Genomic DNA, 17,576 nt, shown 5'->3' with positions numbered 1-17,576 from the left:
GCATCGACCCGTCGCGCGAGCGCAGCGGCGCGAGCGCGCGCACGTAGCGCCGACGCGGGCGTCTCAGGGCTGCAGCACGCTGAGCACGTTCCCCGCGGGGTCGCGGAACCAGCAGATGTCGGGTCCCGTCCCTGCCTCGCGGCCGTGCGCGATGCCGCGCTCATCGGTTCCGTAGTCCAGGTCGCCCGCGTAGATCTTCGTCACCACACCGGCGGCGTTGAGCTCGTCGGCTGCGGCGTCGACGTCCGCGACGACGAAGTTCAGCACCGTGAAGCCGGCGGGTTCGTGATCGGGCTTGCCGTACACGAACAAGGTCTGGCCCGACGGCAGCGTCAGGCGAAGACCGCCCATGTCATCGGCGACATCGAGCCCGATCACGTCACGGTAGAAGTTCCGCGCCGCGTCGATGTCGTCGACCGCGAGTCCCGGAAACGCGTCCAGCATCTGCACCATGGCTCCCCCTCGGGTCGAGTGCACGCAGCGTGCGGACACCCCGCGCCGAGCCTCGCAGGTCCCGTGCACCGCGGCAAGGCCGTGCGGAGCGCACGATGCGCTGCGCTCCCGCGCGAACTCGTTCGGGGCGCACTCCCGCAACTCGAGAGCCCTGCCGAACTCCGACCTGCGGGAAAGCCCCCGGAGCGAGGGAACGCGCCCTGACGCGTCTCAGTCCTCGTCGAGCCACTTCGAGGCGAGGTGCTCCGCCTGGATCCGCCGCAGCGTTCCCGACTTCGAGCGCAGCACGACCGACTCGGTGACGATGTAGTCGCCCTCGCGCTTCACGCCGGCGACGAGCGCGCCGTCGGTGACGCCGGTCGCGACGAAGAAGGTGTTGTCGCCGCGCACCATGTCGTCGATCTCGAGCACCGCGTCGACGTCGAGGCCGGCGGCGATGCCCCGCTCGCGCTCGGCGTCGTCCTTCGGCGCCAGCCGGCCCTGCATGAAGCCGCCGAGCGCCTTGACGGCGCAGGCCGTCGTGATGCCCTCGGGGCTGCCGCCGATGCCGACGCACATGTCGATGCGGCTGCCGCTGCGGGCCGCGTTGATGCCGCCCGCGACGTCGCCGTCGAGGATGAGGCGGGTGCCGGCGCCCGCCGCGCGGATGTCGGCGATGAGCTGCTCGTGGCGCGGGCGGTCGAGCACCGCGACGAGGATGTCTCCGACGTCCTTGCCGAGCGCCGCGGCCAGCGCACGGATGTTGTCACCGATGGGCTTGCGGATGTCGACGACCCCGTGGCCCGCAGGCCCGGTCACGATCTTGTCCATGTAGAACACGCTCGAGGCGTCGAGCATCGTGCCACGGTCCGACACGGCGAGCACCGACAGCGCGTGCGATCGGCCCGCGGCCGTGAGCGAGGTGCCGTCGATCGGGTCGACGGCGATGTCGCAGGCCGGTCCGTTGCCCGAGCCGACGCGCTCGCCGTTGAAGAGCATCGGCGCCTCGTCCTTCTCACCCTCGCCGATCACGATGACGCCGTCGAAGTCGACGGTCGAGAGGAACGCGCGCATCGCGTCGACGGCCGCGCCGTCGGCCGCGTTCTTGTCGCCCTTGCCGATCCACGGCACCGCCCGGATCGCTGCCGCCTCAGTCGCCCGCACGAGCTCGAGCGCGAGGTTGCGATCGGGGTGGTGGAACAGGCTGGCTTCGTTGCTCATGAGCGGGGTCCTCCAGGACGCGTCTGCGCCGTGGTCGTGCCGCGGCGCGCCGATCGGCGGTGATCCCGCCGTTTCGAGCCTAACGAGCCGACCGCGCCATCCGATGAAATTCGGCGGCCCACGGCGCGCAAGTTCGACGATTCTTAACCGTCGAGCAAGTCGACCCACCCGGCCACGCGTTCGGAGGTCGACCAGCGGTGCACCCGTGCCCCACCCGGCATCGCCAGCACGCCCGGCAGCGAGACGCCGATCTCGCAGTCCGTGACCGCGGCGAGGAGCAGGTCGACGGCCTCGACCGGCGCGGCGCAGAGGACGTCGAGAGCCACGACGTCGTCGATCGGGCGGAGGCCCGCGAGGTGGGCGAGCACGCCGACCCGCTCGCGCTCCGACTGCGGCGCGAACCGGGCCAGCATCGAACCGCCGAGTGCACGTGCGCCGGTCGCCACGATGACGCCCTCGGGCGCCCCGCCGATGCCGACCACCGCGTCGAGGCCGGCGATTCCACCCTGTTCGCCGTCGGTGCGCGATGCGGACGACCGGCCGTGCAGCGCCCGGAGGCTCAGCTCGACGTCGCCGTGCTCGAACAGCTCGACCCGACCGCCCGCTGCTTCGACCGCCTCGGCGTACGGCCGATTGCGAGGTCGATCCTGCACGGCGACCAGCACCTCGTCCGGCGCGACACCGCGCCGCGCCGCGGCGGCGGTCACGACCCGCACGACCGCGCCCGCGATGCCTCCCTCCGAGGCATCCGGCGCCGTGATGCCGGGCACCCACGTGACGAGCTTCTCGAGGTAGCGCGCCGGCCCGAGATCGAACAGTCCGCCGCGCGGTGCCACCGCGATGACCGCCATCGCACCGGGGCGACCGGCGGCGGCGAGCCGGGTGCCGTCGACCGGATCGACGGCGAGGTCGATCGCCGGGTCGCCCGGCCGTGCACGACCGAACCGCTCCCCCAGGTGCAGCATCGGCGCACCGTCCTTCTCCCCCTCGCCGACGACGACCCTCCCGTCGAACGGCACGTCGGCGAGCGCGGCGCGCATCGCGGCGACCGCCGCGGCGTCGACCGCGTGGCCGTCGCCGGAGCCGATGAGGGGCAGGCAGGCGGCGGCGGCCCGCGCGACGGCGGGCACGAGCGACGAAGTCATGAGCCCATCCTGCCCGCCGTTCATCGTCCGCCGCGCGCCGCAGGTCATCAACATCTGAGCCTTGCTCGCGAGTCGTTAGACTCGTGCCGAACCCACTGTCGTCATCGAAGGAGCACCATGCCCATCGCCACCCCCGAGCAGTACGCCGAGATGCTGGACACCGCGAAGGCCAAGGGCTTCGCGTTCCCCGCCTTCAACGTCTCGAGCTCGCAGACCCTGAACGCGGTGCTCCAGGGCCTCACCGAGGCGGGTTCGGACGGCATCATCCAGGTCACGACGGGCGGCGCCGACTACTTCGCCGGCCACACCGTGAAGGCCCGGGCGACGGGCGCCCTCGCCTTCGCGCGCTTCGCGCACGAGGTCGCGAAGTCGTACCCCGTCACCGTGGCCCTCCACACCGACCACTGCCCGAAGCCGGCGCTCGCCGACTTCGTCTTCCCGCTCATCGAGGCCTCCGAGGCCGAGGTGAAGGCGGGTCGCAACCCCATCTTCCAGTCGCACATGTGGGACGGCTCGGCCGTGCCGCTCACCGAGAACCTCGACATCGCGAAGGAGATCCTCCCCCGCATGAAGGCGATCAACGCGATCCTCGAAGTCGAGATCGGCGTCGTCGGCGGCGAGGAGGACGGCGTCAAGCACGAGGGCTCCAACGAGGCGCTCTACACGACCCTCGAGGACGCGATCGCGACGGTCGAGGCGCTCGGCCTCGGCGAGCAGGGCCGCTACATGGCCGCCCTCACCTTCGGCAACGTGCACGGCGTCTACGCACCGGGCAACGTGAAGCTGCGTCCTGCGCTCCTCAAGGAGATCCAGGACGGCCTCGCCGCCAAGTACGGCACCGGTGAGAAGCCGCTCGACCTCGTCTTCCACGGCGGTTCGGGCTCGACCGACGCCGAGATCGCCGAAGCCGTTGCGAACGGCGTCGTGAAGATGAACATCGACACCGACACGCAGTACGCGTTCACGCGTTCGATCGCCGGCTACATGTTCCAGAACTACGACGGCGTGCTGAAGGTCGACGGTTCGGTCGGCAACAAGAAGCAGTACGACCCGCGGGCGTGGGGCAAGGTCGCCGAGTCGGCGATGGCCGTGCGCGTGGGTGAGTCGACCCGTCAGCTCGGGTCCGCCGGCCAGTCGATCACCGCGTAGGGCACCGGATGACTCCCGACGAGGCCGCTCGTACGCCCGACGACGCCGTGGCCGGTGCCGCTGCCCCGCAGCCGCCGGTCACGCCGTCCGCCGACGAGCGGCCTCGTCCGAGATACGGCGAGTACGCCCCGGAGGGGTGGACCTGGCAGCCGCCCGCCGACCCCCACTCGGCCGGCACGAACCACGCGCCCGACGCTGCCGGCCCGGCAGCCGGTTCGGCACGCTCCGCCGGCGCCCCCGTCCCGGCGTACGCCCGGCCCGGCGCGGTCGCCCGGCCGACCGACCGCGCCTGGACGGTCGCGCTCCTCGTCTTCGGCGCGATGGGCGCCGTCTACAACGTGCTCTCGCTCGTCTCCCTGCCGTCGAGCATGCTCCAGTCGCTGCAACTGACGGCCTCGATGCTCGGCACCACGCCGCCGACCGAGTTCAACGCCGGGCCCGTGACGCCCATCGCGATCGCCGTCGGCGTGATCGCGCAGCTCGCACTCTGGTTCGGGGCACTCGTCTGGTCGCGCGCACGCATGCGGGCCGGCACCAGCTCGTGGTGGATCCCGCTGCTCGCCGGCGTCGTCGCGTTCATCGTCGTGATGATCGTGACCTACGTGGTGGCGTTCAGCGATCCGGCCTTCGCCGAGTTCTTCCTGACGATTCCGACGGCGACCCCCTGACGGGCGCCGCGGCGTATCCGCCCCTCCCCTACCCGAGCGCCTCGATCGCGCCCGTCTCAGGTTCGGCGGTCGCCGACTCCACCGCCTCCGCGTCGCGCTCGTCCTCGCGGGCCGTCTCCTCCTCGCCGTCGACCGGCGCCGCGAACTGGGCCTGGTAGAGCCGCGCGTACGCACCGCCCGCGGCGAGCAGACCCGAGTGCGTGCCCTGCTCGACGATGCGGCCCGACTCCATCACGAGGATCAGGTCGGCGTCGCGGATCGTCGACAGCCGGTGCGCGATCACGAACGACGTGCGGTCGGCGCGCAGCGCGTTCATCGCGTGCTGCAGCAGCAGCTCGGTACGGGTGTCGACCGAGCTCGTCGCCTCGTCGAGGATCAGCACGGCCGGCTGCGCGAGGAACGCACGCGCGATCGTGACGAGCTGACGCTCGCCCGCCGAGAGGTTGGAGGCCTCGTCGTCGAGCACGGTGTCGTACCCGTCGGGCAGCGTGCGCACGAATCGGTCGACGTAGGTCGCGCGGGCTGCCTCGAGGATCTCCTCCTCCGAGGCATCCGGCCGGCCGTAGGCGATGTTCTCGCGGATGGTGCCCGAGAACAGCCACGTGTCCTGCAGCACCATGCCCATGCGCCCGCGCAGCTCGTCGCGCGTCATGCGCGTGATGTCGACGCCGTCGAGCGTGATTCGCCCGGCGTCGAGCTCGTAGAACCGCATGATGAGGTTCACGAGCGTCGTCTTGCCGGCGCCGGTCGGCCCGACGATCGCGATCGACTGCCCGGGCTCTGCGGTCAGCGAGAGGTGCTCGATGAGCGGCTTCCCGGGGTCGTAGCTGAACGACACGTCCTCGAACACCAGGCGACCGGACGCCTCGCCGGGCGCGGCCTCGGGCACCTCGGGCTCTTCGGGGTCGGCCACCTGCTCGTCGGCGTCGAGCAGCTCGAACACGCGCTCGGCGCTTGCGACGCCCGACTGCAGCAGGTTCGCCATGGAGCCGAGCTGGCTGAGCGGCTGCGTGAACTGGCGCGAGTACTGGATGAACGCCTGCACGTCGCCGAGCGAGATCGAGCCGCCGGCGACCATGAGCCCGCCGACGACGGCGATCGCGACGTAGACGAGGTTGCCGACGAACATCATGGCGGGCATGATGATGCCGCTCACGAACTGGGCGCCGAAGCTCGCCGTGTAGAGCTCCTCGTTCTTCTCGTCGAACGACTGCTCGATCTCGTGGCGCCGCCCGAAGACGCGCACGAGGGCGTGGCCCGAGTAGGCCTCCTCGATGCGGGCGTTGAGCGTGCCCGTGTGCGTCCACTGGGCGATGAACTGCTTCTGCGACCGCTTCGCGATGATCGTCGTGATGAGCAGGGTCAACGGGATCGTCACGAGCGCGATCACCGCGAGCAGCGGCGAGATGACGAACATCATGACGAGCACGCCGACGACCGTGAGGAGCGACGTGAGCAGCTGGCTCATCGTCTGCTGCAGGGTCTGCGAGATGTTGTCGATGTCGTTCGTCACCCGCGAGAGCAGTTCGCCGCGCTGCATCTTGTCGAAGTACGACAGCGGAAGCCGGTGGATCTTCTCCTCGACCTCGCGGCGCAGCCGGTAGACCGTGCGCTGCGTCACGCCGTTCAGCACATACGCCTGCGCCCAGCCGAACAGCGAGGCGAGCACGTAGAGCAGCAGCACGAGTCCGAGCACCGCGGCGAGCGCGGCGAAGTCGATGCCCTGCCCCGGCACGATGTTCTGCATCGACGCGATCATGTCGGCCTGCTGGGTGTCGCCCGAGGCGCGCAACTGGTCGACGACCTGCTGCTGGGTGACTCCCGCGGGCATCTGCAGCGAGACGAACCCCTCGAAGATGATGTTCGTCGCCTGGCCGAGGATCTTCGGGCCCAGCACGCTGAACACGACGCTCACGACGCCGAGCAGGATGACGAACACGACGAGTTCACGCTCCGGCTTCAGCCGCCCGATGAGCCGCTTCGCGCTCGGGCCGAAGTTCATCGACTTCTCGGCGGGCATGCCCATGCCCGCCATCGGGCCGCCGCCCATCGGCCCGCGACGCACCGGCGGGCGCGGCGTCGCCGCCGCCTCGGTCTTCTGCTCGCTCACGCTGCCGCCTCCTCTGCGCTCAGCTGGCTCTCGACGATCTCGGCGTACGCCTGCGAGGTCTCGAGCAGCTCGTCATGGGTGCCGCGAGCGGTGATGCGGCCGTCTTCGACGACGAGGATCTGGTCGGCGCCCGTGATCGTCGCGACGCGCTGCGCGACGACGATCATCGTGGCGTCGGCGACGTCGCGCTGGAGTGCGGCGCGGAGCCGCTGGTCGGTCGCGGTGTCGAGCGCCGAGAACGAGTCGTCGAAGAGGTAGATCGGCGGTCGCTTCACGAGCGCCCTCGCGATCGAGAGGCGCTGCCGCTGACCGCCCGACACGTTCGTGCCGCCCTGCGCGATGGGGGCGTCGAGGCCGCCCGGCATGGCGGCGACGAAGTCGCGCCCCTGGGCGGTCTCGAGCGCCGCCCACAGCTCGTCGTCCGAGGCATCCGGGTCGCCGTACCTGAGGGTCGAGCCGACGGTCCCGGCGAACAGGTAGGGCTTCTGGGGCACGAGGGCGAACTGCGCGTTGAGCAGCTCGGGGTCGAGATCGCGCACGTCGACGCCGCCGACGAGCACGCTGCCGCTCGTCGCGTCGAAGAGCCGAGCGGCGAGGTTCACGATCGTCGTCTTGCCGACGCCCGTCGAGCCGATGATCGCGGTCACCTCGCCGGGGCGGGCCGTGAAGCTGAGGTCGTGCAGCACGGGTGCCTCGGCTCCCGGGTAGGCGAAGCTCACGCCCCGGAACTCGACGGTGCCCGGCGCCGTGAGCGCGATGACCGGCTGCACCGGGTCGTGCACCGTCGACTCGGTCTCGAGGACCTCGCCGATGCGGCCGGCCGAGACGACCGCGCGCGGCAGCAGGAACGCGATCATCGTCGCCATCATGACCGCCATCAGGATCTGGATGAGGTAGCTGAGGAACGCCGTGAGCGACCCGACCTGCATCGACCCGTCCTCGACGCGGAACGCGCCGAACCACAGCACGGCGATGCTCGAGAGGTTGAGCACGAGCATGACGATCGGGAAGACGAGCGCGAACAGCCGGCCGGCCTTCAGCGCCGTGTCGGTGAGCGCGTCGTTGGCGTCGTCGAAGCGCTCCGACTCGACGCCTTCGCGCACGAACGCGCGGATGACGCGGATACCGGTCAGCTGCTCGCGCAGCACGCGGTTGACGCCGTCGATCTTGCGCTGCATCGACTGGAAGAGCGGCACCATGCGGCTGATGATGAGCCCGACCGAGATGAGCAGCACGGGTACGGCGACGACCATGATCCACGACAGCGCGAGGTCCTCCTTGAGCGCCATGATCACGCCGCCGATCGCGAGGATGGGCGCAGAGACGAGGATGGTGCAGCTCATGAGCACGAGCATCTGCACCTGCTGCACGTCGTTCGTCGAGCGGGTGATGAGGCTCGGAGCCCCGAATCGCGACACCTCCTGCTCGCTGAAGTCGGCGACCCGGCGGAACACCGAGCGGCGCACGTCGCGCCCGAGGCCCATGGCGGTCTTCGCACCGAAGTAGACCGCCGTGATCGAGGCGGCGACCTGCACGAGCGTGATGCCGAGCATGACCGCGCCGGTCGAGAGGATGAAGCCCGTGTCGCCGGTGGCGACGCCGTCGTCGATGATGTCGGCGTTGAGGCTCGGCAGGTACAGCGATGCGATCGACTGCACGAGCTGGAAGAAGATCACGGCGGCGACGAGCCAGCGGTACGGGCGCAGGTACGTTCGCAGCAGTTTCAGCAGCATGGTTCGGTTCCCCTCGGGGCGGCGGTTCGGGTGGCGGGGTGGTCTGCGGGCGCGGCGGATGCCTCGGCGGCGGTGTCGCGCCGGCCGATGATGCCGTGCACGATGAGGTCGGCGAGCCGGTCGGAGTCGAGGCCGGTGGTCTGGGCGAACTGCGGCATCGCCGACGAGAACGCGATGATGCGCACGAACGCGAACACGTCGGCGGGCGGCACCCGCAGTCGTTCGAGCTCGGGCGCGAGCAGGTGCTCGAAGATGGCGACGATCGCGCCGGGGTCGATCGACTGCGGCGGGCGCGGCCGGGCGCCGAGCGCGGCGAAGACGCCGAAGATGCCGCTGAAGCGGTCCTGGAAGCGGTCGATGACGAGGCGCATCTTGAGGTCGAGCGGCAGGCCCGGGTCGATGCGGCGCAGCGCCTCGCGGAACGGCTCGGGGTCGAGGAACACCTCGACGGCCGCGTCGATGATCGCCTCCTTGTTGTCGAACACGCGGAAGAGCGTGCCCTCGGCGACGCCGGCCGCCTCCGCGATCTGCCGGGTCGTGACGTCGCGACCGTACTGCGAGAGCAGGGGCACGGTGGCCGCGGCGATCGCGGCCCGCCGGTCGTCGACGGACATCGGCTTGGCCCGGCCCTGCCTGGTCGGCGGCGGGGTCGATGCCTGGGCGGGCGGCATGGTGGACATGAGCGCGAGCGTAGCACTGAGTGAGCGCTCACTCACATCATGTTCGCCGAGGGCGAGCGACCCGGCGGCCGCGCCTGCGCTACCGTGGCGACGTGCCGAGCCGCGACCTCCCCGCCGACCGCATCGCCCGCATCGCCTCACGGGTCTCGACGGTCGAGCTCCTCTTCGACCTCGTCTTCGTCTTCACCATCAGCCGCGTCGCCGAGATCGTCGTGCATCAGCCCGACGTCACCGGCATCGCGCAGGCCGCGCTCGTGCTCGGCCTCGTGTGGTGGATGTACGACGCGTTCGCCTGGCTCACGAACCAGGCCGCGCCCGACACCGCGTTCGTGCGCATCGCGCTCATCGGCGCGATGGCGGCGTTCCTCGTCATGTCGCTGGCGATCCCCGAGGCGTTCGGCGCGACCGGCGTGCTGTTCGGCGCGAGCTACATCGTCGTCGCCGTGATCCACGCCGCCCTGTTCATCCACCGGGGCGGCCGCGCCGCCGCGCGACGCATGCTCGTCGTCGGACCGTCGAACGTGCTCGTCGGCGTGCTGCTCGTGTGCTCGGGCTTCGTCGAGGGCCCGCTCGACTGGCTGCTCTTCACCCTGCCGTTCGCCGCCTTCTTCATCTCCGCCGCGCTGAGCTCGCGCGGCGGGTTCGACCCGGGCGCGACGCACTTCGTCGAGCGGCACGGGCTCGTCATGATCATCGCCTTCGGCGAGTCGATCGTCTCGGTGGGCGTCGGCGCGACCGGCCACGAGATCGAGCCGGCGCTCATCGTCGGCGCGGTGCTCGCGGTCGGGCTCGTCGCCGCACTGTGGTGGTGCTACTTCACCGGTGACGACGAACGCGCGGAGCGGGCGATCGCCGAGGCGCCGGCCGAGGCGCGCACCCGCCTCGCCCTCGTCGCCTTCTACCTCGAGCACCTCGCGATGATCTTCGGCCTCGTGCTGCTCGCGGCGGGCCTGCACGAGCTGCTCGGCCATGCCTTCGCCCCGGCCGAGCCATCCGGCGCCTGGCTCGTCGCGGGCGGCACGGCGGTGTACCTCGTCGCCGACGCCGCCTATCGGCGCACGCTCTCGCTCGGCCCGATCGCGTGGCGGCTCGGTGCCGCGGCCGTCGCCCTCGCGACCGCGCCGCTCGGCGCGTTGGCCTCGGGCGCGGCCCAGCTCGCCGCGGTCATCGCGATCGTCGCCGCCGCACTCACGCTCGAGGCGGCGTCGGCGGGTCGCCGCGAGCCCGTCGCCGCGACGGCGGGCTGATCGGGGCTCGCGTCAGGCGTCGGCGGCGCGGTTGCGGCCTCCGAGCGCACGCGCGTCGCGATTGCCCTGGAGGTCCTTGCGGAGCTCCTTCGGCAGCGAGAACATGAGGTCCTCCTCGGCCGTCTTCACCTCGTCGACCTCGGCGTACCCGGCGTCGGCGAGCTCGAGCAGCACTTCTTTCACGAGACCCTCGGGCACCGAGGCGCCGCTCGTGACGCCGACCGTGGCGACCCCGTCGAGCCACTCCTGGCGGATCTCGCTCGAGTAGTCGACCCGGTACGCCGCCTTGGCCCCGTTCTCGAGCGCGACCTCGACGAGGCGCACGCTGTTCGACGAGTTCGCCGAACCGACGACGATCACGAGCTCGGCCTCCTGCGCGACCTTCTTGATCGCGACCTGGCGATTCTGGGTGGCGTAGCAGATGTCGTCGCTGGGCGGGTCCTGCAGATTCGGGAACCGTTCGCGCAGGCGCCGCACCGTCTCCATCGTCTCGTCGACCGAGAGCGTCGTCTGCGAGAGCCACACGACCTTGTCGGGGTCGCGCACCTCGATGTTGGGCACGTCGTCGGGGCTGTTCACGAGGGTGACGTGATCTGGCGCCTCGCCGGCGGTGCCCTCGACCTCTTCGTGGCCCTCGTGGCCGATGAGCAGGATCTCGAAGTCGTCGCGCGCGAACCGCACGGCCTCGCGGTGCACCTTCGTGACCAGCGGACAGGTCGCATCGATCGCGTGCAGGCCGCGGTCGGACGCGGCGTTCACGACGGCGGGCGCGACGCCGTGGGCGCTGAACACGATGTGGGCGCCCTCGGGCACCTCGTCGACCTCGTCGACGAAGATCGCCCCCTGCTTCTCGAGCTCGGTGACGACGTGGATGTTGTGCACGATCTGCTTGCGCACGTACACCGGTGCGCCGTAGTGCTCGAGGGCCTTCTCGACCGCGATCACCGCGCGGTCGACACCGGCGCAGTAGCCTCGGGGCGCCGCGAGCAGCACGCGCTTGGGTCGGTCGACCGGGTTATCCTTGAGCCGGCCGCGCACGCTCGGGATTCTGGGCATGCCAAGGCCGATCCGCGGGGCATCAGTCAAGCTCGTCACGATGCCGAGTCTACGCGGCGCACGCAGGCGGGCGGCTGGGAGGCCACGGTGACGGATGCTCCGGCGACACGCGAGGCGCCGTGGCCGGTCGCTCTCCTCTCGGGCAAGCTCAAGCAGTACATCGATCGTCTCGGAACGGTGTGGGTCGAGGGCGAGCTCACCCAGTGGGGCGTGTCGGGCGGCAACGTCTACGGCAAGCTGAAGGACCTCGACGCCGACGCGACGGTCTCGTTCCAGATCTGGTCGTCGGTCAGGGCTCGACTCGGCGAGGAGTTCAAGCAGGGCGACCGCGTCGTCGCCCTCGTGAAGCCGAACTGGTGGGTCAAGGGCGGCTCGCTGTCGATGCAGGTCTTCGAGATGAAGCACGTCGGCCTCGGCGACCTGCTCGAGCGACTCGAGCGTCTGCGAGCCCAGCTCGCCGCCGAAGGACTCTTCGACCTCGATCGCAAGCGCCGGCTGCCGTTCCTCCCGGGCGTCGTCGGGCTCGTCACCGGCAGAGACAGCGACGCCGAGAAGGACGTGCTGCGCAACGCGCGGCTTCGCTGGCCGGCCGTCGAGTTCCGCGTCGTGCACGCGGCCGTGCAGGGCGACCGCACCGCGAGCGAGGTCGTCTCGGCGATCCGGCGCCTCGACGCCGACCCCGACGTCGAGGTCATCATCGTCGCGCGCGGCGGCGGCGACTTCCAGAACCTGCTCGGCTTCAGCGACGAACGGGTCGTGCGCGCCGCCGCCGAGGCGACGACCCCCATAGTGAGCGCCATCGGGCACGAGGCCGACCGACCCCTGCTCGACGAGGTCGCCGACCTGCGCGCCTCGACCCCGACCGACGCGGCCAAGCGCGTCGTGCCCGACGTCGGCGAAGAACTGCTGCGCGTCGAGCAGGCCCGCGCCCGCATCGCACTCCGCCTGCGCACGCTGGTCGCCCACGAGATCGACCGCGTCGGACACCTGCGTTCTCGCCCGGCGCTCGCCGACACCTCGTGGATCGTCGACCGCCGGGCCGAAGACCTCACGCGCTGGGTCGCACGCGGCGTCGAGCTCGTCGAGCGTTCCATCGAACGGCAGACGCACCGGATCGGCGAGCTCCGCGGTCACCTCCGGGCGTTGTCGCCGCAGGCGACGCTCGACCGCGGGTACGCGATCGTGCAGGGTGCCGACGGGCACGTCGTGACCTCGCCGGCCGCCGCGCCCGTCGGCGCAGCGCTCACGGTGACGCTCGCCGCCGGCGCCATCTCGGCGAGATCCGAGGGCGAGGCGCCGGCGCCGGCCCGATCGGGCGACGCGGGCGCGACCGAGCCGGTCGGCGGCGGCGAATAGAATGGGCCCCATGCCCTCCACCCCCGATGTCGCCGAGCTGAGCTACGAGCAGGCGCGCGACGAGCTCGTGCGCGTCGTCGGCGAGCTCGAGCAGGGTTCGGCCACGCTCGAGCAGTCGCTCGCGCTGTGGGAGCGCGGCGAGGCCCTCGCGGCCCGCTGCGAGGAGTGGCTCATCGGCGCGAAGGCACGCCTCGACGCGGCGCGGGCCGGCGCCGCGGCATCCCTGTCGGGTCGCGACTCGGCCGACCCCGAAGGCGACGAGCGCTGATGGCCGAACGCGCACCACGGGTCGTCGCCGAGCTCGGCCGCCCCGAGACCCCGGCCGAGACGGCCGCCCGCAAGGCCGACGCCTCGCTCAAGCACCGGCAGCGCCAGACCCTCAAGAACCTCGTGCTCGCGCTCGGCGCGAGCCTCGCGATCGTCGTCGTGATCGTGCTCATGGTGCCGCGCAGCGACACCCCGATCGATCGCGACATCGACGTCTCCGCCGTCGCCGAGCAGGTGCAGGCGGTCCGCGACGAGCCGATCGCCGTGCCCGAGCTGCCCGAGGGCTGGCGCGCCAACGCCGCCGAGCTGCGTACCGACAAGACCGACGACGTCACCGCCTGGTACGCGGGCTATCTCACGCCGAGCGACGAGTACCTCGGCCTGTACCAGGGCTTCGACGCGAACCCGACCTGGGTCGCGAACCAGCTCGCGCGCACCCTCGCGACGGGGACCGTGAACATCGACGGCGTCGACTGGACCATCTACGACAACCGCAAGACCGACGCCGACGTCGGCAACGCGCGGTACGCACTGACCACCGAGTCGGGCGGCAGCACCTTCGTGCTGCTCGGCACGGCCACCCCCGAAGAGTTCGCCACCTTCGCCACGGCGATCACGCCGACGATCGAGGCGCAGGACTAGACCACGAGGAGCCACGTGACCGAGCAGCCGAACGATGCGCCCACCGCCCGTCCCGACACTCCGGCCGCCACGTGGCGCGAGTTGCGCCGGGGCAACGAGCGCTTCATCGCCGGCGAGCCCGAGCACCCCCGCCAGGACATCGACCACCGCGGCTCGCTCGCGCACGCCCAGCGGCCCATCGTGGCGATCTTCGGCTGCAGCGACTCGCGCCTCGCCGCCGAGATCATCTTCGATGTCGGTCTCGGCGACGCGTTCGTCGTGCGCAACGCCGGCCAGGTGGTGACGCCGTCGGCCCTCGGCTCGCTCGAGTACGCCGTGGGCATCCTCGACGTGCCGGTCATCATCGTGCTGGCACACGACGAGTGCGGGGCGGTGCGCGCCGCGATCGACTCGCAGGCGCCCGACGCCGCGCCGCTGCCGCCTCACATCGCGGGTCTCGTCGAGAAGATCGTCCCCGCGGTGCGCAAGGTCGCCGGCGGCGACGGCCCGATCGAGCCGAGCCATGTCGACACCGCGTTCGTCGGTCGTGAGCACCTGCGCAACACCGTCACCGAGCTCGTCGAGAGCTCCGAGATGATCAGCGACGCGGTCGCAGCAGGTACGCTGGCTATCGTCGGCGCGAACTACCGACTGTTCGAAGGTCGCGTCGAGACCGACATCGTCATCGGTCGCATCTGACGCCGCCGCGCGCGGCATTCGCCGGCCGCGCCGGCATCGCAGCCGGGCCCACCGGCATCGCAGAAAAGGGGAAGCACACCGTGGTGGACAACGCCGCCGACTACCGCATCGAACACGACACGATGGGCGAGGTGCGGGTGCCCGCGCGGGCCCTGTACCGGGCGCAGACGCAGCGCGCGGTCGAGAACTTCCCCATCGCGGGGTCGGGTCTCGAGCCCCAGCAGATCCAGGCGCTCGCCCGCATCAAGAAGGCGGCAGCGCAGGCCAACGCGCGCCTCGGCGTTCTCGACCAGGGCATCGCCGACGCGATCGTGGCCGCCGCCGACGAGGTCATCTCGGGCGCACACGGCTTCACCGAGCACTTCCCGGTCGACGTGTACCAGACCGGCTCGGGCACGAGCTCGAACATGAACATGAACGAGGTGCTCGCGACGCTCGCGACCTCGAAGCTCGGCAGCGCCGTGCACCCGAACGACCACGTCAACGCCTCGCAGTCGTCGAACGACGTGTTCCCGACCTCGGTGCACATCGCGGTCACGGCCGCGCTCATCGACGACCTCATCCCGGCGCTCGACCACCTCGCGGTCGCCCTCGAGGCGAAGGCCGAGCTGTGGGCCGGCGTCGTGAAGGCCGGTCGCACCCACCTCATGGACGCGACGCCCGTCACCCTCGGCCAGGAGTTCGGCGGCTACGCCCGCCAGGTGCGCCTCGGCATCGAGCGCGTGCGCTCGGCGCTCCCCCGCGTCGCCGAGGTCCCGCTCGGCGGCACCGCCGTCGGCACGGGCATCAACACCCCCGCCGGCTTCCCGCAGCTCGTCATCGAGCTGCTGCAGTCCGAGACCGAGCTGCCGATCACCGAGGCGGCCGACCACTTCGAAGCGCAGGCGAACCGCGACGGCCTCGTCGACGCGTCGAGCGCGCTCCGCACGATCGCGGTGAGCCTCACGAAGATCGCCAACGACCTGCGCTGGATGGGCTCGGGCCCGAACACCGGCCTCGGCGAATTGCACATCCCCGACCTGCAGCCGGGCTCCTCGATCATGCCCGGCAAGGTCAACCCGGTCGTGCCCGAGGCCGTGCTCATGGTGTGCGCCCGGGTCATCGGCAACGACGCGACCATCGCGTGGGGCGGCGCCTCGGGCGCGTTCGAGCTCAACGTGCAGATCCCGGTCATGGGCACCGCGCTCCTCGAGTCGATCCGCCTGCTCGCCAACTCGGTGCGCGTCCTCGCCGACAAGACCATCGACGGCCTCGAGGCGAACGTCGAGCGCGCGACGGCCCTCGCCGGCATGTCGCCCTCCATCGTGACGCCGCTCAACAAGCTCATCGGCTACGAGGCCGCCGCGAAGATCGCGAAGCACTCGGTCGCCAAGGGCATCACGGTGCGCGAGGCCGTCATCGACCTCGGCTACGTCGAGCGCGGCGACCTGACGGTCGAGCAGCTCGACTCGGCCCTCGACCTGCTCTCGATGACGCGCCCCCCGCAGGCGAAGTAACGTCACCGATGAGGATGCCTCGTGCCGGCTGCCGGCACGAGGCATCCGTCGTCTTCGGCCCGATGCATCGGTCTCAGGGCGTCAGCACGCTGCAGGCAGGGCGGCAACCGACGCAGGTCGCAGTTGTCGGCTGCGCGCAGGGCGTCTCAACGATCGGCCGTGCGTCACGCCCTGGCGCGCGGCGCTGGCACCGTGCCTGAACCCGGAGGGAGTGCGCGTAGCGCGGCGATGACGCCGGCGGTCGTGCCGACGACGACGAGGACCGAGCCGATCGACGAGGCGGCGGTGCCGTCAGTGAAGAACACGTCGGCGATCGACATCCCCATGCCGAACCCCGCGATCCACTGCGTGAAGCCGATGCAGGCAAGCGCGACGAGCGTCGCACGTGCGATGCGGCGGGCGTCGAGATTCCGCAGGAGTCCCCGATCCCCGACCAGCGCGGTTGCGAGGAAGACGAGCGCGAGCAGCACCCACCCGAGACCCCAGACGACGACCGGGGCAGCGGCCCCCAGGGGCGATTCACCGCGGGCTGCCATCTGCCGGTAGATCTCGTCGAGGGAGAGCCCCGGCAGCTTCGCCATCGGGTTCACCACGAGCACATGCGCGACCCCGACGACGGCCGCGGAGAAGACGGCGGCCGCCCCGACCGAGGCCGTGGCCCGGGTGCCGAAGCGTGCAGGCAGGCCGGGGGTCGTGCGGCGCAGGCCCGCCTCGGCGCCGATCGGCAGGCCGACCGCGAGTGCGGCGACGACCGGACCGCCGATGAACCCGATGATCGACATCGGCAGCAGCATCGCCATGGCGGACGCGACGGCCAGCGGAACGGCGACGACCACGCCGATCGTGCTCGCCCAGCGGAGGCCGGGTCGCCGACCGGCGAGCGCGCCGTGGACGGCGAAGGCCGCCCAGCACGTTCCCGCCGACGCGCACGCGGCGATGAGGGCCACGAGCACCGCACCGGCCACGCGGCCGAGCCCTTCACCGAGCGCCGGCAGGACCAAGAAGGCGCCGAGCATCATCACGGACGCTGCCACGACGAAGGCGCTCGCCCAGCGCAGCCGACGCCGAGCGAGCCCCCGTGCCGACACCCCGAACGTCTCGGGGGTGCGCGGCACAACCGCGGCACTGCGCAGCGCTCCCGCGATCACCTGGGCGCGCGAGACCCCTGCGGAATCCGCCCCCGCGAGATCGGCGAGCCATTCCTCACGGTAACGGTCGCGGCGGGCGTCGGGGAGGAGCCGAACCGCAGCGGCGATCGCGATCACGGCCGCGCGCGACGGACGACGGCTCACGCGAGAGCCCCGGACCCCGACCGGGCGAGCGACGCGGACGCGACCGGTCGAGCCGCCGCGCGCGAGCTCGCGATGCGATGCGCGATCGCCCGCTGCGCCGCGTGGGCGCCGTCGGCCGTCAGCCGGTAGTACCGGCGGCGCGGCCCGCTGCGGGCGCTGTCGCGCTCCCACTCCGACTCGACCCACCCCGCCCGCTCGAGACGTTCGAGGATCGGGTAGACCGTACCCGCCCTGCGCCCGGCCTCGCGCACGACGGCCAGGCCCCAGATCGGCCCGGATTCGTCGAGCAGCACGCGCAGCACATCTGCCGTGGCATCGGTCACGCGTGGGAGGTCATCCATGCTTCAGATCTTGCTATATCGAGATAGACGTCGCAAGGGCCTATTCTGAGCGACTCTTCTGCT

17 protein-coding genes are annotated in these 17,576 nt (G+C 71.4%); 8 read left to right on the top strand and 9 right to left on the bottom strand.

Translation table 11 applies throughout. The features are described from left to right. Positions 1–63 precede the first annotated feature (63 nt). From ACWGPE_RS07705 to ACWGPE_RS07695, 3 genes are all read right to left on the bottom strand, one after another. Entirely contained in the window at positions 64–453 is a 390-nt protein-coding gene (locus ACWGPE_RS07705) for a VOC family protein (RefSeq protein ID WP_231430426.1), read from the bottom strand. Positions 454–663: 210 nt separating this feature from the next. Then, positions 664–1,653 (bottom strand): class II fructose-bisphosphatase, encoded by a 990-nt coding sequence (gene glpX / locus ACWGPE_RS07700; protein ID WP_231430425.1) that lies wholly within the window; start codon positions 1,651–1,653, stop codon positions 664–666. A gap of 143 nt (positions 1,654–1,796) precedes the next feature. Then, entirely contained in the window at positions 1,797–2,798 is a 1,002-nt protein-coding gene (locus ACWGPE_RS07695; RefSeq protein ID WP_452048456.1) for a fructose-bisphosphatase class II, read from the bottom strand. Between the two features lie 117 nt (positions 2,799–2,915). On the opposite strand from ACWGPE_RS07695, the gene fbaA reads away from it, so the two are divergent. Both fbaA and ACWGPE_RS07685 read left to right on the top strand, forming a co-directional pair. Beyond that, positions 2,916–3,947, top strand: coding sequence for a class II fructose-bisphosphate aldolase (gene fbaA, locus ACWGPE_RS07690; RefSeq protein WP_231430422.1), 1,032 nt, complete (start codon positions 2,916–2,918; stop codon positions 3,945–3,947). 8 nt (positions 3,948–3,955) lie between these two features. After that, on the top strand, positions 3,956–4,615 hold the full coding sequence (locus ACWGPE_RS07685) for a DUF6264 family protein (protein WP_231430420.1): 660 nt from the start codon (positions 3,956–3,958) through the stop codon (positions 4,613–4,615). A 28-nt stretch (positions 4,616–4,643) separates the two neighbouring features. On the opposite strand, the gene ACWGPE_RS07680 is transcribed toward ACWGPE_RS07685, so the two are convergent. From ACWGPE_RS07680 to ACWGPE_RS07670, 3 genes are read right to left on the bottom strand one after another with little or no spacing between them, the layout of a single operon-like run. Beyond that, the gene (locus tag ACWGPE_RS07680; RefSeq protein WP_452048479.1) at positions 4,644–6,665 is read right to left on the bottom strand and encodes an ABC transporter ATP-binding protein; all 2,022 of its coding nucleotides are present in this window, start codon (positions 6,663–6,665) and stop codon (positions 4,644–4,646) included. A gap of 56 nt (positions 6,666–6,721) precedes the next feature. After that, positions 6,722–8,458 (bottom strand): ABC transporter ATP-binding protein, encoded by a 1,737-nt coding sequence (locus ACWGPE_RS07675; RefSeq protein ID WP_275505648.1) that lies wholly within the window; start codon positions 8,456–8,458, stop codon positions 6,722–6,724. Next, positions 8,449–9,138: a TetR/AcrR family transcriptional regulator gene (locus ACWGPE_RS07670; RefSeq protein WP_275505647.1), complete on the bottom strand. Its 690-nt coding sequence runs from the start codon at positions 9,136–9,138 to the stop codon at positions 8,449–8,451. Before ACWGPE_RS07670 ends, ACWGPE_RS07675 begins: the two co-directional genes overlap by 10 nt. Before the next feature lie 92 nt (positions 9,139–9,230). Here ACWGPE_RS07670 and ACWGPE_RS07665 point away from each other — a divergent pair, with 92 nt between their 5' ends. After that, a complete protein-coding gene (locus tag ACWGPE_RS07665; protein ID WP_452048455.1) occupies positions 9,231–10,385 on the top strand; it encodes a low temperature requirement protein A in 1,155 nt (384 codons plus the stop codon). A gap of 12 nt (positions 10,386–10,397) precedes the next feature. Here the strand turns inward: ACWGPE_RS07665 and ACWGPE_RS07660 are convergent, their stop codons facing one another. Then, on the bottom strand, positions 10,398–11,441 hold the full coding sequence (locus ACWGPE_RS07660; protein ID WP_231430412.1) for a 4-hydroxy-3-methylbut-2-enyl diphosphate reductase: 1,044 nt from the start codon (positions 11,439–11,441) through the stop codon (positions 10,398–10,400). 87 nt (positions 11,442–11,528) lie between these two features. Here ACWGPE_RS07660 and xseA point away from each other — a divergent pair, with 87 nt between their 5' ends. From xseA to ACWGPE_RS07635, 5 genes are all read left to right on the top strand, one after another. Beyond that, complete coding sequence (gene xseA, locus ACWGPE_RS07655) at positions 11,529–12,797, top strand: exodeoxyribonuclease VII large subunit (protein WP_275505646.1); 1,269 nt, start codon at positions 11,529–11,531, stop codon at positions 12,795–12,797. Between the two features lie 10 nt (positions 12,798–12,807). Beyond that, positions 12,808–13,065 (top strand): exodeoxyribonuclease VII small subunit, encoded by a 258-nt coding sequence (locus tag ACWGPE_RS07650; RefSeq protein WP_374201104.1) that lies wholly within the window; start codon positions 12,808–12,810, stop codon positions 13,063–13,065. Further along, positions 13,065–13,706, top strand: coding sequence for a DUF4245 domain-containing protein (locus ACWGPE_RS07645; protein WP_231430409.1), 642 nt, complete (start codon positions 13,065–13,067; stop codon positions 13,704–13,706). Before ACWGPE_RS07650 ends, ACWGPE_RS07645 begins: the two co-directional genes overlap by 1 nt. Positions 13,707–13,721: 15 nt before the next feature. Next, complete coding sequence (locus tag ACWGPE_RS07640; protein WP_275505645.1) at positions 13,722–14,384, top strand: carbonic anhydrase; 663 nt, start codon at positions 13,722–13,724, stop codon at positions 14,382–14,384. 80 nt (positions 14,385–14,464) lie between these two features. Further along, positions 14,465–15,880 carry a class II fumarate hydratase gene (locus tag ACWGPE_RS07635; RefSeq protein ID WP_452048454.1) on the top strand — a complete coding sequence of 472 codons (1,416 nt, stop codon included), beginning with the start codon at positions 14,465–14,467 and terminating at the stop codon, positions 15,878–15,880. A gap of 164 nt (positions 15,881–16,044) precedes the next feature. Here ACWGPE_RS07635 and ACWGPE_RS07630 read toward each other — a convergent pair whose 3' ends face one another. Together ACWGPE_RS07630 and ACWGPE_RS07625 are read right to left on the bottom strand one after the other, a co-directional pair. After that, positions 16,045–17,172, bottom strand: coding sequence for a hypothetical protein (locus ACWGPE_RS07630; RefSeq protein WP_452048453.1), 1,128 nt, complete (start codon positions 17,170–17,172; stop codon positions 16,045–16,047). After that, the gene (locus tag ACWGPE_RS07625) at positions 17,169–17,513 is read right to left on the bottom strand and encodes a PadR family transcriptional regulator (RefSeq protein WP_452048452.1); all 345 of its coding nucleotides are present in this window, start codon (positions 17,511–17,513) and stop codon (positions 17,169–17,171) included. Before ACWGPE_RS07625 ends, ACWGPE_RS07630 begins: the two co-directional genes overlap by 4 nt. Positions 17,514–17,576 lie beyond the last annotated feature (63 nt).

The sequence above is a fragment of the Agromyces sp. NPDC055658 genome, from assembly GCF_053618155.1.
The sequence above is the reverse complement of the archived record's forward strand: the minus strand, read 5'-3'. Positions and strand labels throughout refer to the sequence as shown.

Excerpts from the sequence above, each read along its gene's own strand:
- ACWGPE_RS07705 (WP_231430426.1), bottom strand. The coding sequence starts at position 453 with ATGGTGCAGATGCTGGACGCGTTTCCGGGACTCGCGGTCGACGACATC.
- glpX (WP_231430425.1), bottom strand. The coding sequence starts at position 1,653 with ATGAGCAACGAAGCCAGCCTGTTCCACCACCCCGATCGCAACCTCGCG.
- ACWGPE_RS07695 (WP_452048456.1), bottom strand. The coding sequence starts at position 2,798 with ATGACTTCGTCGCTCGTGCCCGCCGTCGCGCGGGCCGCCGCCGCCTGC.
- fbaA (WP_231430422.1), top strand. The coding sequence starts at position 2,916 with ATGCCCATCGCCACCCCCGAGCAGTACGCCGAGATGCTGGACACCGCG.
- ACWGPE_RS07685 (WP_231430420.1), top strand. The coding sequence starts at position 3,956 with ATGACTCCCGACGAGGCCGCTCGTACGCCCGACGACGCCGTGGCCGGT.
- ACWGPE_RS07680 (WP_452048479.1), bottom strand. The coding sequence starts at position 6,665 with ATGGGCGGCGGCCCGATGGCGGGCATGGGCATGCCCGCCGAGAAGTCG.
- ACWGPE_RS07675 (WP_275505648.1), bottom strand. The coding sequence starts at position 8,458 with ATGCTGCTGAAACTGCTGCGAACGTACCTGCGCCCGTACCGCTGGCTC.
- ACWGPE_RS07670 (WP_275505647.1), bottom strand. The coding sequence starts at position 9,138 with ATGTCCACCATGCCGCCCGCCCAGGCATCGACCCCGCCGCCGACCAGG.
- ACWGPE_RS07660 (WP_231430412.1), bottom strand. The coding sequence starts at position 11,441 with ATGCCCAGAATCCCGAGCGTGCGCGGCCGGCTCAAGGATAACCCGGTC.
- ACWGPE_RS07650 (WP_374201104.1), top strand. The coding sequence starts at position 12,808 with ATGCCCTCCACCCCCGATGTCGCCGAGCTGAGCTACGAGCAGGCGCGC.
- ACWGPE_RS07645 (WP_231430409.1), top strand. The coding sequence starts at position 13,065 with ATGGCCGAACGCGCACCACGGGTCGTCGCCGAGCTCGGCCGCCCCGAG.
- ACWGPE_RS07625 (WP_452048452.1), bottom strand. The coding sequence starts at position 17,513 with ATGGATGACCTCCCACGCGTGACCGATGCCACGGCAGATGTGCTGCGC.